Annotated in this window: 18 protein-coding genes and 2 tRNA genes; 12 read left to right on the forward strand and 8 right to left on the reverse strand. The window is 65.7% G+C overall.

What is annotated here, in order from left to right; translation table 11 throughout:
* Positions 1-120: 120 nt before the first annotated feature.
* Positions 121-1,050 (reverse strand): phage Gp37/Gp68 family protein, encoded by a 930-nt coding sequence (locus tag AACG61_RS16350; protein WP_411840026.1) that lies wholly within the window; start codon positions 1,048-1,050, stop codon positions 121-123.
* Positions 1,051-1,292: 242 nt separating this feature from the next.
* Here AACG61_RS16350 and AACG61_RS16355 point away from each other — a divergent pair.
* The 5 genes from AACG61_RS16355 to AACG61_RS16375 all read left to right on the forward strand — a co-directional run bounded on the left by AACG61_RS16355 (position 1,293) and on the right by AACG61_RS16375 (position 3,493).
* A tRNA-Glu gene (locus AACG61_RS16355) sits at positions 1,293-1,368 on the forward strand.
* 9 nt (positions 1,369-1,377) lie between these two features.
* Positions 1,378-1,453 (forward strand) — tRNA-Glu (locus tag AACG61_RS16360).
* Positions 1,454-1,553: 100 nt separating this feature from the next.
* Positions 1,554-2,225: a hypothetical protein gene (locus AACG61_RS16365; RefSeq protein WP_411840027.1), complete on the forward strand. Its 672-nt coding sequence runs from the start codon at positions 1,554-1,556 to the stop codon at positions 2,223-2,225.
* Positions 2,226-2,247: 22 nt separating this feature from the next.
* Complete coding sequence (locus AACG61_RS16370) at positions 2,248-2,598, forward strand: hypothetical protein (protein WP_411840028.1); 351 nt, start codon at positions 2,248-2,250, stop codon at positions 2,596-2,598.
* Between the two features lie 10 nt (positions 2,599-2,608).
* On the forward strand, positions 2,609-3,493 hold the full coding sequence (locus AACG61_RS16375) for a glutamate--tRNA ligase (protein ID WP_411840029.1): 885 nt from the start codon (positions 2,609-2,611) through the stop codon (positions 3,491-3,493).
* A gap of 57 nt (positions 3,494-3,550) precedes the next feature.
* Here the strand turns inward: AACG61_RS16375 and AACG61_RS16380 are convergent, their stop codons facing one another.
* Positions 3,551-4,087 (reverse strand): hypothetical protein, encoded by a 537-nt coding sequence (locus tag AACG61_RS16380; RefSeq protein ID WP_411840030.1) that lies wholly within the window; start codon positions 4,085-4,087, stop codon positions 3,551-3,553.
* 186 nt (positions 4,088-4,273) lie between these two features.
* Between AACG61_RS16380 and AACG61_RS16385 the strand changes: the two genes are divergently transcribed.
* A complete protein-coding gene (locus AACG61_RS16385; RefSeq protein WP_411840031.1) occupies positions 4,274-4,843 on the forward strand; it encodes a hypothetical protein in 570 nt (189 codons plus the stop codon).
* Positions 4,844-4,970: 127 nt separating this feature from the next.
* The gene (locus AACG61_RS16390; protein WP_411840032.1) at positions 4,971-5,375 is read left to right on the forward strand and encodes a hypothetical protein; all 405 of its coding nucleotides are present in this window, start codon (positions 4,971-4,973) and stop codon (positions 5,373-5,375) included.
* A gap of 467 nt (positions 5,376-5,842) precedes the next feature.
* On the opposite strand, the gene AACG61_RS16395 is transcribed toward AACG61_RS16390, so the two are convergent.
* The 3 genes from AACG61_RS16395 to AACG61_RS16405 all read right to left on the reverse strand — a co-directional run bounded on the left by AACG61_RS16395 (position 5,843) and on the right by AACG61_RS16405 (position 12,007).
* Positions 5,843-9,583 (reverse strand): AAA family ATPase, encoded by a 3,741-nt coding sequence (locus tag AACG61_RS16395; RefSeq protein WP_411840033.1) that lies wholly within the window; start codon positions 9,581-9,583, stop codon positions 5,843-5,845.
* A gap of 1 nt (position 9,584) precedes the next feature.
* A complete protein-coding gene (gene sbcD, locus AACG61_RS16400; protein WP_411840034.1) occupies positions 9,585-10,808 on the reverse strand; it encodes an exonuclease subunit SbcD in 1,224 nt (407 codons plus the stop codon).
* A gap of 212 nt (positions 10,809-11,020) precedes the next feature.
* Complete coding sequence (locus AACG61_RS16405; protein WP_411840035.1) at positions 11,021-12,007, reverse strand: hypothetical protein; 987 nt, start codon at positions 12,005-12,007, stop codon at positions 11,021-11,023.
* A gap of 177 nt (positions 12,008-12,184) precedes the next feature.
* On the opposite strand from AACG61_RS16405, the gene AACG61_RS16410 reads away from it, so the two are divergent.
* From AACG61_RS16410 to AACG61_RS16425, 4 genes are all read left to right on the forward strand, one after another.
* Positions 12,185-15,904: an ATP-binding protein gene (locus tag AACG61_RS16410; RefSeq protein WP_411840036.1), complete on the forward strand. Its 3,720-nt coding sequence runs from the start codon at positions 12,185-12,187 to the stop codon at positions 15,902-15,904.
* Positions 15,905-15,906: 2 nt separating this feature from the next.
* Positions 15,907-16,539 (forward strand): condensin complex protein MksE, encoded by a 633-nt coding sequence (locus tag AACG61_RS16415; RefSeq protein ID WP_411840037.1) that lies wholly within the window; start codon positions 15,907-15,909, stop codon positions 16,537-16,539.
* Positions 16,536-17,723: a hypothetical protein gene (locus AACG61_RS16420; RefSeq protein ID WP_411840038.1), complete on the forward strand. Its 1,188-nt coding sequence runs from the start codon at positions 16,536-16,538 to the stop codon at positions 17,721-17,723. The genes AACG61_RS16415 and AACG61_RS16420 overlap by 4 nt, the downstream gene beginning before the upstream one ends.
* A 101-nt stretch (positions 17,724-17,824) precedes the next feature.
* Complete coding sequence (locus tag AACG61_RS16425; protein ID WP_411840039.1) at positions 17,825-18,616, forward strand: hypothetical protein; 792 nt, start codon at positions 17,825-17,827, stop codon at positions 18,614-18,616.
* Here AACG61_RS16425 and AACG61_RS16430 read toward each other — a convergent pair.
* Together AACG61_RS16430 and AACG61_RS16435 are read right to left on the reverse strand one after the other, a co-directional pair.
* Positions 18,562-18,954, reverse strand: coding sequence for a hypothetical protein (locus AACG61_RS16430; RefSeq protein WP_411840040.1), 393 nt, complete (start codon positions 18,952-18,954; stop codon positions 18,562-18,564). The two genes, AACG61_RS16425 and AACG61_RS16430, sit on opposite strands and share 55 nt — an antisense overlap.
* An 11-nt stretch (positions 18,955-18,965) precedes the next feature.
* Entirely contained in the window at positions 18,966-19,706 is a 741-nt protein-coding gene (locus AACG61_RS16435) for an NUDIX hydrolase (protein WP_411840041.1), read from the reverse strand.
* A 104-nt stretch (positions 19,707-19,810) separates the two neighbouring features.
* Here AACG61_RS16435 and AACG61_RS16440 point away from each other — a divergent pair, with 104 nt between their 5' ends.
* The gene (locus AACG61_RS16440) at positions 19,811-20,293 is read left to right on the forward strand and encodes a hypothetical protein (protein ID WP_411840042.1); all 483 of its coding nucleotides are present in this window, start codon (positions 19,811-19,813) and stop codon (positions 20,291-20,293) included.
* On the opposite strand, the gene AACG61_RS16445 is transcribed toward AACG61_RS16440, so the two are convergent.
* A complete protein-coding gene (locus AACG61_RS16445; RefSeq protein WP_411840043.1) occupies positions 20,294-21,028 on the reverse strand; it encodes a hypothetical protein in 735 nt (244 codons plus the stop codon).
* Positions 21,029-21,039 lie beyond the last annotated feature (11 nt).

Below are 21,039 nucleotides of genomic sequence, written 5' to 3' on the forward strand. Positions count from 1 at the left end.
GTTAAATCCTGTTTTCCACCTCCCGTTGTCCCGACTGGCGTGCCGGTTCTAAAGAGAGGTCGCGAGGTTCGGCGCACAAAGCCGGAAGGCGCGCGCCACGGGATCGCGGCGCGCGCCGTCTCATGCCGCGATCGGCAGCCTGTCCGTCCAGGCCATTCCGTCCAGCAGGCTGCCGGCCGCATCGACCCCGACCCGATCGCCGGCGGCATCGAACTCGCCCCACTGCTTGAAGTGAAAGGCGATACCGGATTTCGCGGCCTGATCCCTGGCGCTCCGGAACCAGTCCGGATCCGCCGGCCTGGCGCCGGTCCCGGACTCGCCGCCGGCGATGATGTAGTCGATCCTGCCCGTGCCCAGGGCGTCTTCAGGCAGGATGACCTTCTCGACCAGCGGCTCCATGGACAGGAACCGCCCAGCGGCCGGGACCGACAGCAAGGCCGGGACCCGCCTTGCGGCTTCGGTCATGTTCTCGACGGAGGCGCCCAAGGCCACGTTCGGGTAGCCCGCATCGCCCCAGTCGGACGGCAGGTATCTGGCGATGTTCTGCGGCCGCTTGGTCAGCAGCATCCAGGCCAGGTTCGGGGTCGATCCGATCAACCGCCACAGGTCTTCCCGCCATTCCGGCATGATGGATCTGTGGTTGTCGAAGACGTCCGCCAGGGAGGCGCAGAAGACCACGGTCTTCCGGCCGGATGCCTCGGCATCCCGGTTCCATCTCAGGACCCGGTTCCAGTTCTTGACGCCGGTCCGGGTCCGCGCGGCCCGCGCGCCCCACCGCTCGCCGCCGAACCTGTTGTCCCAGGTCTCCGCGTAGCAGTTGTCGCAGGCCGGGGACACCTTGGTGCATCCGATCCACGGGTTGAAGGTGTTGTCAGTCCAGGAGATTCCGGAATTCTCGGCCATCTTGGCCTCCATGTCTTGCGTGTGTTCGACTTCACGTCCGGATCCATTGATCCGGATGGCTTCGGGGGTTTCAGCGCGCCTGATGGGCCTGTGGAAGTCGTCGCGTGAACATGGCTTTTCTCCGGTTGTGGGGAGATGGTCGCGCATGTTGCCTCGAAGGTCAAATATATTTTTCACTTATGCGAATATTTTTTGTTGACCTTACATCTGCGAAAGGGTTAGGCTTGCAACAACAGATAAAGGAATACCGACCATGCGTCGCGAACAGGAACAGTTGGGCATCGAGTAGCGCGCGGATCATTCCGTATCGCGACCGATGCCCGACACCCGCCCCTCCGAGGCGGGTTTTTTAATGCCCGGGCCTGATCGGAGAAGATGGCCCCCAGCATGTCCGCATAGTTCAGTCGGTCAGAACAGCAGGTTTTCACCCTGCAGACACGGGTTCGAGTCCCGTTGCGGATACCAGACACCCATGGTGCCTTCGTCTAAAGGTCAGGACGGCGCCCTCTCAAGGCGCAAATGCCGGGTTCAAGTCCCGCAGGCACTGCCAATTTCGTCCCGGGATCCGGGACCAGATGTCTTACGCGGCATGGAGGCCGCAGCACATGAATAAAGGAATTCCCGTCCTTCGGGACGTTGTGCAGAACGTCATGCGTTACGACCTCGTCCTTGCGGTCGATACGGATGAGGGCCCGCTCCTGGCGAACCTGATCGACGATGACGGTCCGGAGCTGGACTACGTGGCGACCCGGATCACGGAGATCGAGCTTCTGATGCTTCGCGAGAACCGGGTCTCTCTCTACGGGGTCTGCAAGGATCGGCCCTGGGTCCAGATCCTTTCCGGGAAGGACGGGCTTCGCTTCGGCGCGGCATCCGGAGACAGCCTCGTCGATGACCACATGGCGGATCCGGGAACCGGGATCGATTACATCATCGGGGCGGTTCCGGATGTCATGCCGGCGCTGACCGAGGTGGAGGTCCTCTACGAGTTCGACGGCCCGCTGATCGTCGCCCTGCACGACGGGAAGGACCACTGGCTGGCGAACTGCTCGAGCATGGGGCCGGACGGGCTCAGATATTCGGCCGGACGGGTGTCGGCTGCGGAACTCGATGCCATCCGGGACGAGAAGCTTTCCGTCCGGGCCGCCCTGACGGACCGACCCTGGTTCGGGATGATCCTGGACGCTGCCGGATACCGTTTCACGGATGCCTACGGGTCCGAATATCCGGAACGGGATGCCCCGCTTCCCGGCTGCGGGCTCTACGATAAGGAAGAGCTTCCGGATCGGCTCGAGCCGGAGACTGCGCCCCTTCCTACCTGACCAGCACCGAAGGAGCGACCGCATGCTGAAGGCCTTCTTCGAAAGGTTCCGGAAGAAGCGTCTCCCTGCCCCGCCCCGCTACCCATCCAGGGGCGAGGAGACGGAATGGGTGGAGGCCAAGCTGGCCCATGCGCGGGAGAGGGATCGCGAGCACGCGGTGAACTTCTTCGATCCGGCCTCCGGGGATTACTTCCCCACGGTTCTGCATGTGGCCAGCTCCCTGACCCCCGAACTGCGGGACGCCTACAGGGCGGTCCGCGACCGTTACCCGGAGCTCGCTGCCGAGGCCGCAAGGCGGGTGCCCAGCTATTGCGTATCCCGCGTAGCGCTCCACGAAGACCTGGAGCGCAATCGCCATCGCATCCACGTCTGAGGGACAGACCATGACCAAGCGCTTCACTACCCGCATCGCGCCCTCTCCGACGGGCGACTTTCATCTCGGCACGGCCCGGACCGCCTATTTCAACTGGCTGGCGGCTCGTGCCAGCGGCGGCCGCTTCATCCTCCGGATCGACGACACGGACCTGGCACGGAACAACGAGGACTCGGTGCGGGTGATCCTCGAGTGCATGGACTGGCTCGGCCTGGACCATGACGACATGTTCCGGCAGTCCGATCGGCTGGCGCGCTACCGGGAGGTTGCGGATGCCCTGATCCGGGACGGCAAGGCCATCATCGCCGAGAATGGCGGGATCGTCATGCGGAATGGCCTCGCCGCGTCCTGGACGGACCTGATCGGCGGCACGCAGGCCCCCGGCCCGAAGAACCACGACCTGGCCTCCGGGCAGGTCCTGATCAAGGCGGACGGCATGCCGGTCTACCATTTCGCCTCCGTGGTCGACGATATCGACAGCGGGGTGAACCTGGTGATCCGCGGGATCGACCATCACACGAACACATTCCGGCACAGCGCCATCTATTGCGCGCTTGACGCCCCGATGCCGGACTTCGCGCATCTTGGGCTGATCATGCTGGACGGCAAGAAGATGTCGAAGCGCGACGACGCCGCGAGCCTGCTCTCCTACCGGGATGCGGGGGTGGATCCGGATGCGATGCTGAACTTCCTGCTTCGCCTGGGCTGGGGCCCGGCCCGCGACGACAAGTCGATGGCGATCATCGATCGGGACCGGGCGCTGACGCTCTTTCTGGCAGAGGGCCGCATGCGCAGCTCGCCGGCCGGCTTCGACACCGCGAAGCTCGCGAGCTTCGATCGTAAATACAAGTCGCGGAAAGCTGCAGCCGCGGCTTCAGCGGAGCTGTCCGCCTGAGGCGAACCCGAGCGGCGGGCATGGGCATCCCATGCCCCGCCATTCGGGTATCGTGGTTCACATCCCCATCCCGAGGCTGTCATCTTCCGGTTCGATCCGTCGCTCGAACTCCGCCAGTGGAAGCAGCTCCGCATCCCTTTCCAGCACGCCCAGGGAGACCAGATGATCCCTCAGCCCGGAGAGGTCGTCCTTGTGACGCATGCCCAGATCCTCGAACCCCGGATCTCCGCCCTCCTCCGGGGTTTTGATCTCGAAGATGCTGTTGCCTTCCGTGTCCCGAACATCCGCGTAGAACTGGCCGCGCTCGTCGAGATTGATCGAATAGCCGAAGACCGCAGTCTCCTCGGGCTCGGGGCCCTGCCAGTCCGGTTCGGCGAACTCAGGGTCTCCGGAGAGGTCGGCCGTGCCGGGGATGAAGTTGATGGCATAGACCATCGCCTCCGTGGTGTCGGCGCCGACATCCATGAAGCAGGTGCGGCTCATGCGGTCGAACCCGTCCGTCTCCCATCCGTTGACGGCCTCGACCCGAAGATCGAATTGCTGCTCGTTCCAGATGCGGCCCGCTTCTGCCCAACGTTGGTCGATGATGCTCATGCTCATGGGTGGCATTCTCCTGAAGGTTTCCGGAATCATCGCATCAACATGCGAAAATCATCAATTTTTTCGCATCCGGTAAGCTTTTAACGCACGCCCGTATTGCCACGGCCATCTCCCCATGTTTTCCTGATCGCGAAATCACGAAGAGAGCCGAGCATGCCACCCAAGTCATCCGCCACGACCGTGACGCACGGCCGCTACATCATCCGCGCGATGCAGATCTCGGGGACCTGGAAATCGCGCGCGTTCCTCATCATTGCGCCGGCCGGAACCGGCCATGTCGCCGAGGCCACGGGCGACACCATGGAGGCGGTCATTCTCGCGGCGCGGGACGCGATCGACGCACGCGAGCGCGGCTTCAGGGAGGCGCGGCGCTACGACGAGGGGATGGATTTCAATGTCCCATCGCCTCGGGAGTATGCCGGGGTGATCGGCATGGCCGGCCTCGGAAAGGCGCAGATGCAGATCCTCGAGGCGCATGCCAGGGCCGGGGACGAAGGCATGACCGCGACCGAGCTGGCGCGCGCCGGCGGGTATGTCGATGCGAGTTCCGCCAATCTGCATTACGGTAAGGCCGGCCGTCTGATCGCGGAGGCGATCGGCATCGATGTCCCGATCTTCGAGAGCACGCAGCATGAAGGGCCCACGGGCGTCCTGGCCTTCTGGCGCCCGACCCCCTCCGACCCGGATGGCATCGGTCGCTGGGTCATGTATCCGGAGCTGAGAGAGGCCATGGCGATGAGGGGCGCATGAGCACGGCGGGCCGCCCGGGCTGATGGGTGCGGCTCGCTCGCGATATGCGAAAATGCGTATCCTTTATGGTTTGGCTGTTTCTCGCGGCTCCGGTATCATTCTCGGAAGGTAGCATCGAGGAAATCCCATGACCGACGGACCTGCAACGGACACCGATCGCCACATCACGCCGGGTGAGCCGGTCATCATGCGCATCGGCACGTCCGCAGACAGCCACCGGGTGGAGACGGACATCCGTAGGGCATTGCTCCTGGTGGATCCGGAGGTGGTGCGTGACGCGGTCCTTGAGGCTCATACGGACAGCCGCTCCGGCTACGCGCTGAACGAGATCCTGGCCGCGCTGGTCGAGCATCACGATCCGGAAGCCCTCTCCATGAAGGCCTACCTGGAAGAGACCACGGACGATTACGGCTGCTTCATGGAGCCGCGGCTGTCCTTCGAGGACAAGGGCGCCGCATTGCGCGCCTGGGTCGAGGTGAATGTCCCGGACGAAGACATTTCCGCCTCCGATCCCGCCATCGAGGGCCCCTGATATGGCATCCATGAGCAGAAACGGGACCCGCCACGCTGCAATCGCAATCCTCATCATGGTCGCGATGACCGGCTGCGCATCCGCGCCGCAGGACAACCCGGATCCCGGACATGTCCGCGACATCGGCAAGCCGATTTTTTCGGATGCTGACACCAGCATCCCACCGCGGGCGGCGGATTACGGGGCCCATGCCGGACCATCCGGTTACGTGGCAGTGCGGGATGTCGGGCGGGTCGTGAGCTCCGGGGGTGGATCCGTTCGGGGCTTTGGCGGAGGTGGTTCTCTGCGTGGGACCGGTCCAGGCTATGGGGATTCCGGATCCACGGGCGGCCGGACCTGCCATGTCGGCCCCCGGGGCGGCACCTTCACGATCACGGCGAACGGCAAAAAGAACTACGGCGGCTGCTGAGCGGAGGAGCCGTGGCTGCGCGCCCCCGGAAGAGCCCGGCGTGGCGGGTGAGGCCGACCTAGACCAGCCCCACCTCGACCTCGCTGCGCCCGGGCCCGGCCGGCCGCACCCGGATCTGGGCCGGGATCCGGTCCTTCATCGCGCCGACATGGCTGATGACCCCGATCGCGCGACCCTGCCCCTGCAGCGTCTCCAGCGCGTCGATCGCCATGTTCAGATCGTCAGCGTCGAGTGTCCCGAAGCCCTCGTCGATGAAGAGCGTCTCCGAGAGCCCGCCGCGACCGCCCAGCCCGGACAGGGCCAGCGCGAGGGACAGCGAGATCAGGAAACGCTCCCCGCCGGAGAGGGACCGGGTCGACCGGACCTCGTCAGCCATGTCCCGATCGATCACGTGGAGCGCCAGGTCGCCGGCGCCCCCGACGGCGAGCCGGTAGCGCGGCTTGAAGAGCCGGAGATGCTCGTTGGCCAGCTCGACCAGGATCGACAGGGTGACCGCCTGGGCGATGCGGGAGAACTTGCCGCCGGTGGCGGAGCCCACCGCCGCGTTGACGTCGCGCCAGGTGTCCCGGACCGCTTCCGCCTTCCGGATGTCCCGGACCAGCCCCGCAAGCCGCAGCCGGTCCTGGTCGTCGCGCTGCAGCTGGCTGGACTTCTGGCCGAGCGCCTCACGCCCGCTCCGGATCAGGGCGTCGAGCCTGTCGCGCTCATCGAAAAGTGGCTGCTTCTCGGCATCCGGAGCCAGATCCGGGCCCAGCGCCTCCAGAAGGCTCTGAAGGTCGGCATTCCTCGATTTCAGGTCCGCCTCCGCTGAGGTGCGGCGGTCATGGATGGCCTGGACGCGGTTCCGGATCTGCAGGACCTGGTCCGAACCCATCTCCAATGCCGCCAGGACCTGCTCGCGGGCAAGGCCCGTCTCGGCGATCCGGGCATCCAATGCGCTCGAGATCTCCCTGCCACGCGCCGCGCATTCAGCAAGCGAACCCTCGGCCGCCTCGCGTGAGGCTATGGCCGCGGACAGCTTTCCCGAGGCGTCTGACAGCGCGGCTGCGGCCGTCTCGGCGTCCTTCTGGAGGCGCAGGCGCTCGGCATTGAAGCGGCTGCGATGCGTTTCGGTCTCCACCCCGTCCAGAAGTCCGGATCGCTCCGCCACAAGCCGGTCATGGCTCTCCTTGCGGGTCGCGGCTCGCGCACCGGCCCTCTGAGCCTCCGCGGCGGCAGAGGCGGCGGCCGTTTCGAGGCCGGCCTGCTTCGGGCGCAGTTCCGCCAGGGCCGTCTCTGCCGCCTGGAACGCCACTCTGCGCCTCTCGTAGCCGTCGATCAGCGCGATCACCTTCGGATGGAGGGCGGCAGTTTCCGAAAGGATCTGTTCCTTACCCATCGAGATCGGTTCCAGATGCCTCGAGAGCTCGTCGCCCATGGCATGGATGGATCCGGAGAGCTGGGCTGTTCGATCCGCGGCGAGCGCCAGGGCCGCCGCATTGTCGCTCTTCCGGGATTCCAGCTGGCGGAGCGTTGCCCGGGATGCCTCGAGCGCGGTGCTGACGGCACGGCGGTCCTGGTTGGCCTTGTCGCGCGCGGCGCGCGCCACGGTCAGCTCCCGGACATTCGCTGAGAGCTCGGACTGGCGTGCATCCATCCGCGCCAGCAGCTGGTCGATGCCATCGGGATCCGCTTCGGCCGGGATCATCTTCCGGACCGTCTCCAGCCCGGTGACGGCGCGGCGCGTGTCCCATTCCCCGGAAGTGATCCGGTGTCGCTCCTGGAGACGGGCCAGCGCGGCCTCGTCTCCCCGGATCCTTGCCGCGACCTCCGAGAGTGCGCCCTCCTGCGCGCGCTGACCCAGTCGTGCCGCGGCGGTATCCGCCCTGGCCTTCGCGAGCCTCTTCCTGGAATCCTCGACAAGCGTCCGGAACGGGCCGGCATCCGGAACCGGATGCTCGAGGGATCCGCAGACCGGGCAGGCCTCTCCCGGTTCGAGCTGCGCGCGCAGGTATTCGGCATGTTCGGTGACGGCCAGCTCCATGCGGGACAGCGCCCCCTGGATCTCGGTCTCCACCGCCTCACGGACCGGAACCAGGTCACGCGCGGCTTCCGCCAGAGGCTCGATGCGCTTCAGCTCGGCCCGGGACGCAATGAGGGAGACCTCCAGGTTCCGGACGTCTGCGAGCTCCTGGCGTTGGAGCACCGCCACGCCACGCAGATCCTGCACGAGCGCCCGAGCCTCCAGAAGTCCGTTCAGACGGGACTGCGGGTCGTCCGCCTCCAGGGGCGCGATGGTTTCCGCCAACCGATCCAGTTCGGCATCGAGGCGGATCAGAGAACCCTCGCCCTGCTCGATCTGCTGCTGGACCGGCGCGGTCAGATCCTCGATGTCACGGGACTCCGCCTGCAGCCGCCTCGTCTGTTCCGTCCTTTCCGTCCGGAGACCCGCATCGCGGATGAGGTCACTGAAGAGCTGATCGATCCGCCCGCGCGCGGCGCACACCGCCTCGAAACCCGGAAGGCGGTCAAGGCCTGCGCGCGCGTCGTCGCGCCGGCGTCCCTCATCGGCAATGGCCTTGCCACCGGCATCCCGGGACAGCTCGGCCTCCTCCCGCAAGCGGTCGGCATCCTGCTGATCGCGCAATGCGCCGACGAGGGCCGCGGCCTCGCTCCGGATCTCCGCATCGAGCCCGGTCGCACGCGTCCAGACCGGCCCGAGCCTCTTGAACTCGGCCTCGGACGCCTCGTAAAGTCTCCGCGCATCGCTATCCGAGACGGAAGCCGCATCGCGCCGTGTCCGGGCTTCGGCCTCGGCGCCACTCAGCGACGCGATGCGCTTTTCAAGGCCAGCGGAGAGGGCGGCATTCTCCACGAGGAGCTGGTGATCGGCGCGGGCGGGCTCCGAGAGATCCCTTACCCGGAGTGCTTCGCGATCCTGACAGGCGGCCTCGATGCCCGCCTCGGCGCGCCGGAGCCCGGTCTCGGCGAGGCCGACAGTCTGCCGGGCGCGTTCGATCTCCTCGACCTTCCTGATCAGGTTTCGGATCGCCTCCGCCTCGCCTTCGAGCTTCAGAAGCGAGGCCCTCAGGGTCGTGGCCTCTTCCTCGACCTCGGAGCGGTCCTCATCGGACAGCAGGCTGTGCTCGGCCATGCGGGTCCGCAGGGTTTCCAAGGCCGCAGCCACCTCTCCTTCACGCTCGTAGATGCGACGGGAGATGTCCCGGTAGATCCGGGTTCCGGTGACCTTCTCGAGAAGGGCCGCGCGATCGGCGGTATCGGCGCGCAGGAACGCGTCGAAGTCGCCCTGGGCCAGCAGGACGGTGCGCCGGAACTCGTCATAGGTTAGGCCGAGGAGAGTGCTGACCCGCTCGTTGACGGTCCGGATCTGGTTTTCCAGGAGCTGCCCGTCCGAGACCCGGACCAAGGACCGCTCGACGTTCTGCAGCCGTCCGTCCGCCCGGTTCCGGGCGCGGCGGATTGTCCAGCCGGCTTCGTAGATCTCTCCGTCATCTGCCAGGAAGCGGGCCCTGGCCTCCCCGGTGGAGGCGCCCCGCCTCAGGATCCCCCGGGCATCCCTGGACTTGATGTTCTCCCCGGAGACATCCGGGACATCGTCGTTGATGCCGGCCGCGGAGAGGCGGGGGCAATCTCCGTAGAGCGCGAGGCACATCGCATCCAGAAGGGTCGACTTCCCGGAGCCGGTCTTTCCCGTGATGGCGAAGAGCCCGGCGGATCGCAGAGGTTCCTGGTCGAGACGGATCTCGAACTGGTCCTCGAGGCTGGCCAGGTTGTGTCCGGAAATGCTGAGGATGCGCATGTCAGACCTCCGCGACCGCATCACGGAAGGCGGCCATGTGGCGCTCCTCCGGATCGGTCATGTTGATGCGCCGGAACTCCTCGACGAAGAGCATTTCCGGGCTGGTTTCACGAAGCGACGCGGGCCGGGGCGCGGCCTGCGCCTCGTCACGGGAAACCCGGACGATCCGGATATCGGCCAGCCTGACCGGGTATCCGGCGATGACCTGATGCGCCTCGGAAAGGAGCGAGGCTGCGGCCCGATCAGCCGCGAGCCGCAGATGGAGGAACGGACGCATGCCATGCGGCAGGTCCGGATCAAGTTCGGCCGCATCCAGCGCGCCCGCCAGTTCCTCCAGAACGCCGGCATGGCCGTTTTCCGGAAACCGGATGAAGGCGGCCGGGCGGGTCATCTGGATGTGGCTGGTCCGGATCGCTCCATCTTCGATCTCGATGAGCCGGACGCCATGGCGGTATCCGGCTTCGGACACGGACATCGGGAAGCACGAGCCGCTGTAGCCGATGCGACCTCCGTCGATCAGCTGTGGCATGTGCAGGTGCCCGAGAGCAACGAAGAGGAATTCCGGACCGAAGACATCCGGGCTGACCGCATGCTCGCCGCCGATCATGATCCGGCGCTCGGAGCCTTCGGTCTCCAGCCCGCCCGTGCAGGTGAGATGGCCCATCCCGATCAGGGGCAGGCCGGACCCGGATGCGGCCGAGATGATTTCCGAATGCCAGTTCCGGACCGCGGTGACGATCGGGGATTCCCCCTCTCCGGTGCGTGCGAGGCTCATGCCGGGCAGATCGGAGGCGCGCAGGAACGGCACGGCCGCCACGATGACCGCGTCCGCACCGTCCGCGTTCCTCAGCCGGATGAGGTGATCCGGATAGAGGATCTCCTCCCCCTGCCGGCGGACCGTTCCGACCACCCGCACGCCATGGGCGCGCAGGAGCGCATCCGGCGCCTCGAGCCTTCCGGCCGGATCGTGATTGCCGGAGGTCATGATGATCTGGAGGTTGGGGCGGGCTTCCCGAAAATCCCGGATGGCGTCGTAGAGAAGCCGCTGGCTCTCCCCGGAGGGGTTGAGATTGTCGAAGACGTCGCCGCTCACCAGGAGCGCGTCCGCCTGCTCGCGGGACAGGGTCTCCGTCAGTTCCCGGAACCAGGCCCGGTGCTCGTCATCGCGACCCCAGCCATTGAGGCTCTGCCCGATATGCCAGTCCGCCGTGTGGATGATGCGCATGGTGATCAGGCCTTTCCGGATCTGGCTGGCGGGCTGCTTTCCCCTGCCGTGAGCCGGAAGACGAACCGCATGAGAACAGGTTTGCGATATAATTTATCACCCGTTTTCCCATCCCGCAATCACCGAAAATGCAACAACTGAGATAGTGCGAATAACTGAGACTGTGCATGCGGCAGCCCGCATCTGGTCGTTCCAAAAGAACGAGCCCCTGATCAGGGCGACGGCTCGTCTTCTCCGGATGGGGCCGCCCGCATGTCGATGGCGCGCTGCGCCTCCACTTGGAGGTGCAGGATCCACTCCGGGATGCGGATGAAGGTCCGATCGACCAGGTCCCTGATCAGCTCACGCATCGCCGGAACGCCGTCACCGCGCCAGACCACGCGAAATCCGTCCTCAGACCCCTCGCGGAGGAGATTGACGGTCGGCATCACGACTGCCGTCATGCCGCCTCCGCTGCGAGCGCGCGCCTGGTCGGTGGTCAGCATATCAAGCCTCCCGATCGCCCGGGCGTGAAGCGCCCTCGCCTCATCGACCAGTTCCGTGGCCTCGCCATCGATCCAGGCGGCCATGCGCTCGATGAGGGTGGCGAACTCCCTGGCCTGCTCGCCTTCCCAGGCGATGTCGATATCCTTGAACCCGGCGGAGAGGCCCAGGCGGTCGAGATGCGGGGACAGCCGCTCGAGAAAAACGTCACGTTCCTCCAGCGGATTGACCGGCAAGTCGGATTTACCGGCCGTCTTCTGGGTTCTGCCATCCGAGAGCGCCAAGCCGGCAAGGCCGAGAATCCGGGGCAGGAGCACGTAGATCCGTCGCTCCATCTCCATGACGGCATGGAGCACTTGGACAGACCGGCCGGCAGCGAGATGCGCGGCATGGCCCTCCACCGATCCCTCCCGGAATGCGGCAACAACCCCGGCCATCTCCGCCACCGCCCCGCCATCAGTCCTTTCCACGATCTCCAGCGCCCTCCTGTCGCTCACGCCCGCGGCCGCAAGGCGTTCACCGGTTTCCCGGATGAGTGCCGCTGCATCCTCGTCCATGAACCGAGCCATCTCGGCAATCAGCCCGGCGAACTCCCTGGCCTCGCCGCCCGACCAGACCATGTCGATGAGACCGAAATGGCGCCCGGCCCGAATGCGGTCGAGATGCGGCTTCAGGCGGGCCCGGAATGCGGTTTCATCGCTGATCATCGGAATCATGTCGATCCTCCTCCGAGCTATGGTCAATCGGCCCGGCCAATGTCGGGCGTCATCAGTTTACGGCCTTCTGATGATCCGAGATGGCCAGCGAAAACACAATGCGAAATACCGTTGCGACCCTTGCGAAAAGAACGGCTGGATGAGATGATGCGAAAAATTTTGAAATGGATTTATCCAATGACCCGATCACCCGAAACGGACATGCGTCCGGGCTTCGTCCGCCTGCTGATGGTCAATACCCACCGCATGCCGGATCGCATCGAGGAGCTGCCGCTCGAAAGCCATACCGCGATCATCGCGCAGAACCAGGCCGGAAAGACCTCCATCCTCAAGCTCATCCCGTTCTTCTTCGGTGCGGCCCCGGCGCGGATCCAGACCGGACGCAATGACAACAAGGATTTTTACGACTTCTACCTTCCGATGGAGGATTCCTACCTCGCTCTGGAATACCGCAACGCGCATGGTGCGGTGCGTTCGGTCGTCGTCTACCGCAGCACCAGCGGCAAGGAGCCACGCTATCGGCTGGTGCGCGGTCCGTTGAACATCGACATGTTCGTCGAGGACCCGCTGGATCCGGAATCCGGATTCATCCGAAACGCTGATTTCGAACGCAACGCCATCGACTGCGGTCATGTTCTGCATCCCCGCCTCATCGACACGACCCGCGCCTATCGCGCGATCATCCAGGGCCTGCGCCTCAGCGATCGCGGCCAGGAACGCTCGGATCATCGCGGCCTCGTGGAGGAATACGGCATCGGCCGCATTTCCCAGCCGCTGGAGGATATCGACGAGCTCTTCCTGACGACGGTCGAGAACAGCTTCACGGTGAACGACCTGCTGGGCACCATCCTTCGCAAGGTGACGCAGACCGGAAGCACCCGACTCAAGCTTCTCGGTGGGGACCAGGCCGACCAGTGTCGTGCCCTGTCGGATGACCATTCGTCCTACCGGCTGGTGATGAAGGCCGAACCCGGTTTCCGCCAGGCGGAGCGCGATGAGCTCGAGCTTCAGGAACTGCGCAACGAAGCTGGGCGGACCCGCTCCGTCCTGCTGTCGACCGTGGCCCTCGCCGCGGTGCGGTCGCGTGCGGCGGGAGATGAGATCGAGACGGCCGAGCGGAACCATCTCGCAGGATCGGACGCCCGCAGGGAACGGCTGGGCGAAATCACCGAGCGGATCACCTTTGCGAAAAACGAGGTTTCCCGCATCCGCCGTGATATCTCTCGGATCCGGTCCTCTCGGGAGGCCCTGATCGGAGAGGGCGCGGAGCGCGCGGCGGACGAGCTTGCGGCCATCCCGGCGCTCCGGGATCGCCTTGCATCCGTCGATACCCAGATCTCCGCGCTGAACGGCAGCCGCGACCGGATCGATGCGCTCTTCCGCACCGAAACCGACCGTCTCCGTGATCGGATCGCCTCAGAAAGCCGTCGCCTGAACGAGCGCCATGCAGAGATCCTTTCCGCAGGCAAGGCCCTCTCCGAAGCGTTGCGCCACGAGATCGACGAGGCCCTCGAGGCGCGCATCGATCATCATCGCCGGCACGAGGTGACGCTCCGCAGCGCCGAGAAGGAGCTGACCGGCCGGATCGACCTCATCTCCGACGAGATCGCGGCACTTGAGCCCGACGAGGCATTGAAGATCCGCCGCCAGCGTGCCGCCGAACACCTGTCGGAGAGCCAGGCCGCCCTGCACACCGCCGAGGACGGCCTCAAGCGCGGCCGGGCCGATCACGAGCAGGCCTGCAAGCTGTGCAGCGATGCCGAGGCGGCCGTTCACGTCGCGGAGAAGCGCGCGGCCGGGATCGAGGCCGAATATGTGCGCGTCAGCGACCAGCTGAGCCCGGCCGCGGGCAGCCTTCGCAAATGGCTCGATGAGAACCGTCCCGACTGGCGTTCCGACATCGGAAAGCTGGTGGATGAGCGGATCCTGTCCATGACCGGGCTCGAGCCCGAATTGACCGGGCCCGATGGGGACAGGCTGCTCTTCGGGGTCCGCATCGACACGGATCAGCTTCCGGACGGCTGCGCAGCGATCGAGGCGCTGGAAACCAGGCTGGCGGAACTCAACATCTCCCTCGACCAGGCTCGCCAAGGTTGCGTCGATCTGCGCAAGGCTCACGAGGCGACCGCCTCCCGGCGCAAGGCCGCCCGGGACCAGATGTCCAGGGCCGAGCTGGTCCACCAGACCGCCGCTGCAAACCGGGAGCGCGCCGCGATCTCGCTCAAGGATGCCGAGGCTGAGGCTGAGCGCTGGCTCCGCACGCGCCGGGATGCGCTGTCGGAAGCGCGTCGCAATCTGCAGGTCGAGCGCGATGCGCTGGGCCGCAGAATTACCGAAGAAGCGGAGGCGAACCGCCGCTCGGTCGCTGACATGCGCGCTCGGATGGAGACGGATCAGGCGGACAGGAAAGCCGCGCAATCCGCGGCGGAGGCACGGATCAAGGCGGAGCTCGCAGACCTTGCACGCGGCGAGGAGGATGAGAAGGGCCTCATCGAGTCGCGCCGCCTGCAGGCCATGAGCGCGGAGGGCACGGATCCGAAGACCATCTCGGAACTGCAGCGGACGGGACAGGCACTGCGCCTTGGCATCGATCGCGAAGCGGGCCTTCATTCGCTGCTGGGCCGCTGGACCACCTTCCTTGAGGACGATGAGCCCCGCCTGGCGGGAATGGCCGCGCAGCTGCAGGGTGCGGAGCTGTCCATTCCGGACGGCGAGGCGGCGTTGGAACGCGAGAAGGCCGCGGCCCGCACCGCCGAGGCGGAGCACAGGGCAAGGGTGGACGAGCTGCGCACCACCCGGTCGCGCCTTGATTCACTCATCGGTCTGGCAAGCCAGGAAGGCATCGAGCATCAAGGGGAACCGGACGCAGAACCTCGCGATCCCGAGGACATCCCGGGCATGATCACCACTCTGCGCAAGGCGCGGGATGGCGAGAAACGGCTGCGCAACGAGATCGCCAATGCGGTGGAGGAGATCGCACAGATCTTCCTGGGATCGCGCGGTCAGGTGAAGGACTACTACCTGGGGGTCCGCGGAGAGAACGCCCGCGATCGCAAGGACCATTCCAACCAGCTCCGGGTTCTCGGCGCCTGGTATGACGAACGGCATGCCGCCATCCGCACCAGCATCCATGAACGCGCAAACGTCCAGGGCGCGCCGATCATCGCGGCCTTCGACCGGATCCGTCGCATCGAACGCGACATCAACCAGATGGGAACCCGTTTACGGGATGCGATCGGTGCGCTCCCGCAATTCCGGAGCGTCCGGGATATCGATCTGCGCATCCGCTCCCGCCTGAGCGAGCAGGCCTTCTACAGCGACATGGCCGATTACACGGAAGCGCATCACCGCCGTGACATGGGCGGTCATGACGAAGACATCGACGGGCTGATCCGTGCCATGAGCTCCTTCTTCAAGGCATGGGAGCAGAACTCGGGCGCCGGTGAGATCGACCTGCTGAACATGGTCTTCATCGAGGGAAGCTTCGTGGAGGGCGGGCAATCGCGCACGCTGGGCCGAAACTCCGACATCGGCTCGCTCAGCTCGACCGGCGGCGCTTCCATCCTTCGCCAGATCCTGCTGGCCGGCCTTGTCCAGCTGATCCGTGGCAAGTCCGAGGTGCGTTTCACCTGGGGGGTCGACGAGCTGGGCCAGCTGGATCCCAACAATATCCGCGGACTTGTCGAGATGCTGAGCGCCAGCGGGATCACGGTGATCACCGGCTCGCCGGACATCAACCCAGTGGTCATGTCGCTCTTCGAGCACCGGATCACCATTCGCGCCCTGGAAGGAGGCCGGAGCAGCACGCTGCTGAGCCACAACCAGGACAACATTCCCCGTTCCGGCATCCGGTCATGGACCGATGCGGGACATCTGAGCTATCCGGAGGTGATCTGATCATGGCAACCGCGAAAGAAGCATGCCGCAAGCTGCTGGCGCGCGAGGTGATCTGCGCGCTGGGCCATCCCGCCGAATGGGCGGTGCTGTCCGACCCCGATCAGATCGACGACGTGACCGACAGCCTCGGCGCGCTGGGCTACCGGCTGGTGATGACCGCGAACCGCAACGGGTATTTCCTCACCGAGGAGAGCCCTGCCCGGGCCGAGGACCAGCTGCGTCGCGACGCCCAGTCCATCGTCGCGGAATGCCGCCGCATCGAGGACGTGACCACGCTTCTCTTCGCGGTCTTTCCCGCCCAGGAGCCGCCGGGATTTCGCACCGTGATCCGTGCCGGAAGCATCATCGAGGCCGCCAGCACCTCGAGCACTGTCGAGGATATGCTGAACCGTGCGGCGGCGAACCGGAAGATGACCTCGGACACGGTCTCCGCGAAGGTCATCAATCTGCTCGATGGTCTTGCGAAAAGCGGATATCTCACCATCGAGAGCCGCAAGACGGACACCTACCAGATCACGGCGCGCTTCGACATGATGACGGACTGGATCTTCAATTTCGCCCGCCTCATCCCCGAGGTATCCGACAAGGTCGATGAATTCGATCGGCAGGCCGCACAGGCGGAGCTGTTCTCATGAGTGATGCCGGACAATTTCTCGGTGTCGTCAGCCGCAATGCACAGCTCCTGAACCGGATCTGGATGCGTGAGATCGACCATGTGACGACCGATATCGAAAGCCGGATCGCCGAGCTTCGCCGGCACCGGCTGGTGTTGGTGGACCCGGAGGGAAGCATCCGGCTCACCCGCGCGACCCGCGACTTCCTCGCAATGGGAGCGGGCAGCAACGAAAAATACCGCAGCACGCATGATGTCATCGCTGATGTCCAGCGCCTCACCGCCCTGGCCGGGGATCTCGATCTGGCCAGCGCGCAGGGCGCGACTGCCGAGGTCGATGAATGCGAGGCGGAGGCCACGGAGCTGATCTGGACCATCTCGGACACGCTCGACGCGGCCGTCGCCGATTTCGAGGCGATCCTCAGGAATGGCCTGGGCCAGACCGGGACCCGAGAACTGCGCGTGCGGCGCAGCGCGTATTACGCGCAGCGCATCAGGGACCTCAGCGCCGGCATCCAGAAGATTGTGTCGCGGGAGATCCTGGATGGTCTGTCCGCACCCGCCTGCAGCACGATCCACCGGCTCTACCAGCGCATGATCTGCGATCGCATCGGTTCTCTGGTGATGCGGATCAGGCTGGCGGACGAGGGCATCACCCGCCTCATCACACACGACAGGGAGGTCCTGCTCCGCACCCGCAGGATGCGACTTCAGCTGGAGCTGCTGCGCCGCTACGGGGAGACCCGGAGGCTCGATGCGCTGCTGCATGCGGATCCGGAGGATTTTCCCCTTCCGACCGGACCGGGCTGTGGGGCATTCCCGGATCCCTGCGATGACGACCTCTTCCGGGTGCGCGAGGAGCTCGCCGCCAAGGCCGCGCCACGGAAGGATCGACTTGTCGCGCAGCGCGCGCGCTCCGGACGCCGCAAGCAGCTGGGATCGGAGGAGATCGAGAGGGAGGCGATCGCGCCGGAATATCTGGTCGCGGATGCCTTCCGCCGCGGGCTGATCGAAGCCGGAACTCCCAGATCGCTCCGCGACTGGCTCTCCATGAGACCGGAGCATGAGCAGGGTCCGGCCGTCTTCGAGACGATCATGTTCGGCATTCTCCGTGAATCCGAATCCTTCGATGTCGTGTTCGTGCCGCCCATGCGCGGGCACGGATCCATGCGGGTCAACGACATCGTCGTCAGCGTGATCCAGTGAGACGGATCAGGACCATCAATGCGGGCCTTGAACTGCTGCGCTTCGGGGAAACCCGGAGCTGCCAGGCGGGGCTGTCCAGGATCCTTGGTGAGATCGGCATCATGGCGCGGCCCGGCGGCCATGTCCGGCTGGGCGGCACGGATCAGGCAAGGCTTCGTGCCCGTCTGATCTCCACCTTCGGCCTGACCCCGGCCGCCTTCGATCTGGGTCGGATCCCGGAGGACGCTGATCGGGCCACGCTCTCGCGCCTGGTCGGGAATGAGAAGCTGTCCGGGATCCGGATCGGCGGGGCCGGACCGGATCGGGCGGCCTTCTGCAGGATGCTGCTCCGGCTCGGTGGCCATCCAGTCGCCATGGAGCCCGAGCAGTTTGCGGACATCCGTCCCGCGGGCGTCATCGTCGTCGAGAACCGCCTGGCTTTCGATCGCTTCGACCGGATTTCCTTTCCGGTTCCGGATGGATGTCGGGATTGGATTCCGGTTTTCCGGGGAAGCCCGGAATGGCCACAGGACGTGATGCAGCGTGGCCTGGAACTGACCGGCGCGCCGGTTCTGGCCTTCCCGGATTACGACCCGGCAGGGCTCTCCCAGTCCCTGACCCTGCCCCACTTCGTCGATGTTCTCTGGCCCGGTGAGGAGGCCCTCACCCGCGCCGTATCGTCGGGCCGCGGCAATGCGGACCGCTTCCTCCTGCAGCTGGCCGGACACCGCGCGCGCCTCGAGGCCTGCGAGCATCCGACCATCCGGAAGATCTGGCAGATCCTCGACCGGCATGGCCGCGTGCCGGCCCAGGAATTCTTCCTGATCCCGGACCAGCTACCCGCTGGGGTCGATGCGGATCAGGCCGGTCCGGAAGGCCCGTCGCCGGCGCGCATGAAGATGCTGTCCTCGTAGGAGGTCTCGAGTCCGAGCAACGCCTCCAGCCGAGCATAGCGGCCGCTTTCCTCGCCCTCGAAGGCGTCACCGGTGTAATGATCGGCCACATCCAGCGTCTGCCACATGCGGTGACCGTCCCGCTGCGCGGCCATGGCGGATACCAGCCTGTCGAGCGCATGCCGGCTTTCCACCGTGACGTCGACATGACCCGGGGCAAGGGCGGAAAGGAGGCTGTCTTCGGCATTGCGTGGCGCGGCCGGATCCGTGAAGGAGAGGTCCGACAATGCGGCACTCAGGACGTCGAGATCGTGCCGGCATTCCGGACGAAAGCGAAGGGTCAACGGATAGTCGTTCATGGTATTCTCCTTCATGGTTGATACCGCACCTTTCCCTCGGGCCGCACCGGGCTGGACGCAGAGCCGACCTGACGGTCGAACGTGCGGACCCCATCCCGGAGCCTGTAGGTCATGGCCGGCCGTGAGTTCGGAACGATCCGGGTCGTCCGGCCGGTCTCCTCCAGCACGCCGAGATCCAGCATGCGCTTTCGAAAGACCGCCTTGTCGATGCCGATGCCCAGGACCACCTCGTATGCACCACGCAGCTCAGACAGGGTGAACTCGTCCCCGACCAACGCGGCCGGAAGGGTCGAGTAGCCCCCCTTGCCGCGCAGCCTTCGGATCGCCTCGCCCAGGATCAGGTCATGATCGAAGGCAAGTCCGGGTCCTTGCAGAAGATCGTCGACCGGCTGCAAGCGGCAACCCTCCGCGATGGCGCCCTCGATCGACGCACAAGGCACCAAGGCCAGGAGGGCGCAGGATATGGACCAGCCGCGCGGATCCCGATCAGGCCCCGAGAAGACTTGAAGCTGCTCGAGATGCTGCGGCGGCAGGCCGGCCTTCTCCCTCAGGACCCTCTCGGCGGCGGCTTCGACCGACATGTCCTCCTCAGGACGGAGATAGCCGCCCGGAAGAGCCCATTCTCCCGCAAATGGTCCCGCAGCGCGGCGCAGGATCAGCACCTCGAGCCGCTCCTCGCGAATGGTCATGAGAACCACATCCACCGTCGCGATCGGGCGCCATTCCGGTCCGGTCACCTGTTGCGTGTTCATGCCGTCTCTCCGGTCCTCTGGATCGTGCTCGCGAAAAGACATTGCATACTTAGTTCGCAAATGCAACTATGTAGCTCTGTCGAAGAGCTGGCGAGGGCCGATACATGACCTGCGAACATTGCGGCCGGGCGACCGGCGATCCCCGGTCAGCATCGAATGTCGAGCGCGAGATCGTCCTTCGCATTCCCGAACGGCATTTCTGGCTGATGCGGAAGACCTTCCACGAGATGGAGTTGAAGCTCGGGATGCACGGCCTCGGTGAACTGGCCAACACCCTGAAGCCCTACGGAAAGAACTTCGACCAGGAATTCGACGTCTTTCGCTACTTCGACGACGGGGCCATGGCGATGGCCTCAATCGGGGTCACCTGGGGGTATCGCGGCGTGGTCCTGATCGGGACCATGGACGCGCGTGGACGTTGCCCGGTCCATATCGACTTCACCGGGGAGCCGGGAAGCAGGCCTCGCCGGATGCGGATGTCCGATTGCGCCACGCCGGAGGCGGCCGACCGGTTCAAGGCCTGGTTCGAGGACCTGCAGGACCGGCTGGCGCCGCCGTCCGGAGAAGCGGTCGGACCTGATGCCTGATCAGGGGGCTTCGATGAGCCCGGCCGCACAGGCGTCCGGGAAGCGCTCGATCGCGGGCGTCGACTCGCCGGTCTCCTCGTCATGGACATCGAAGAGGCCGAGCCGCTCCGGAAAGAGCACCCCGTAATCCGAGAGCTTCGCCTCCGCCTCGCGCGGCTGGCCCCACCACATCCCCACGATGTGTTGGCGTTTGGGCAAGACCACCTCACGGCAGTAGAGCAGCGCGGCCCCGTTGAACCAGTCGAGCGCATCCGTCCAGCGCTCGGCTCCGCCCAGGCGGCGGAGCGCCTTGGGTCCAAGCCGGTAGCCATCCTCCTCCGTCACGGCGCCCTCGCCCCGCGCCTGCGCCTCCAGCTCCGCCTCCGCGCTGCGACCGGCACGGCGCGCGGCGCGCTCCAGATCCGGCTCGACATGATCGATGAAGCTGTCCTGATCCTCGTCGTAGATGCTGACATGGAAGACGCGGCAGGGTTTCATGTAGCCCCGCATCAGCATCCAGGACGCCAGCTCCTGATGGTCATTTGCATCCCAGGAGAGGATATCCACCCATTGTGCGCCCCAGAAGGTCAGATTGTGTTCAGGGCCGTTGAGCCCGCCGATCCGCCGCCAATCCTCCGGATTGACGGATACCGCGATGCCGGGACCGTCCTTGGAGGGCCGACCCGCCGCATCGGCCGGATCGAGATGGCCGATATGGGCGACTGAGCGCACGCGGCGCGTGTGAAGGTATGGCATGGGCAAATCCC

The sequence above is a fragment of the Paracoccus sp. ME4 genome (assembly GCF_046736325.1).
In the GTDB taxonomy this organism is placed as follows: domain Bacteria; phylum Pseudomonadota; class Alphaproteobacteria; order Rhodobacterales; family Rhodobacteraceae; genus Paracoccus.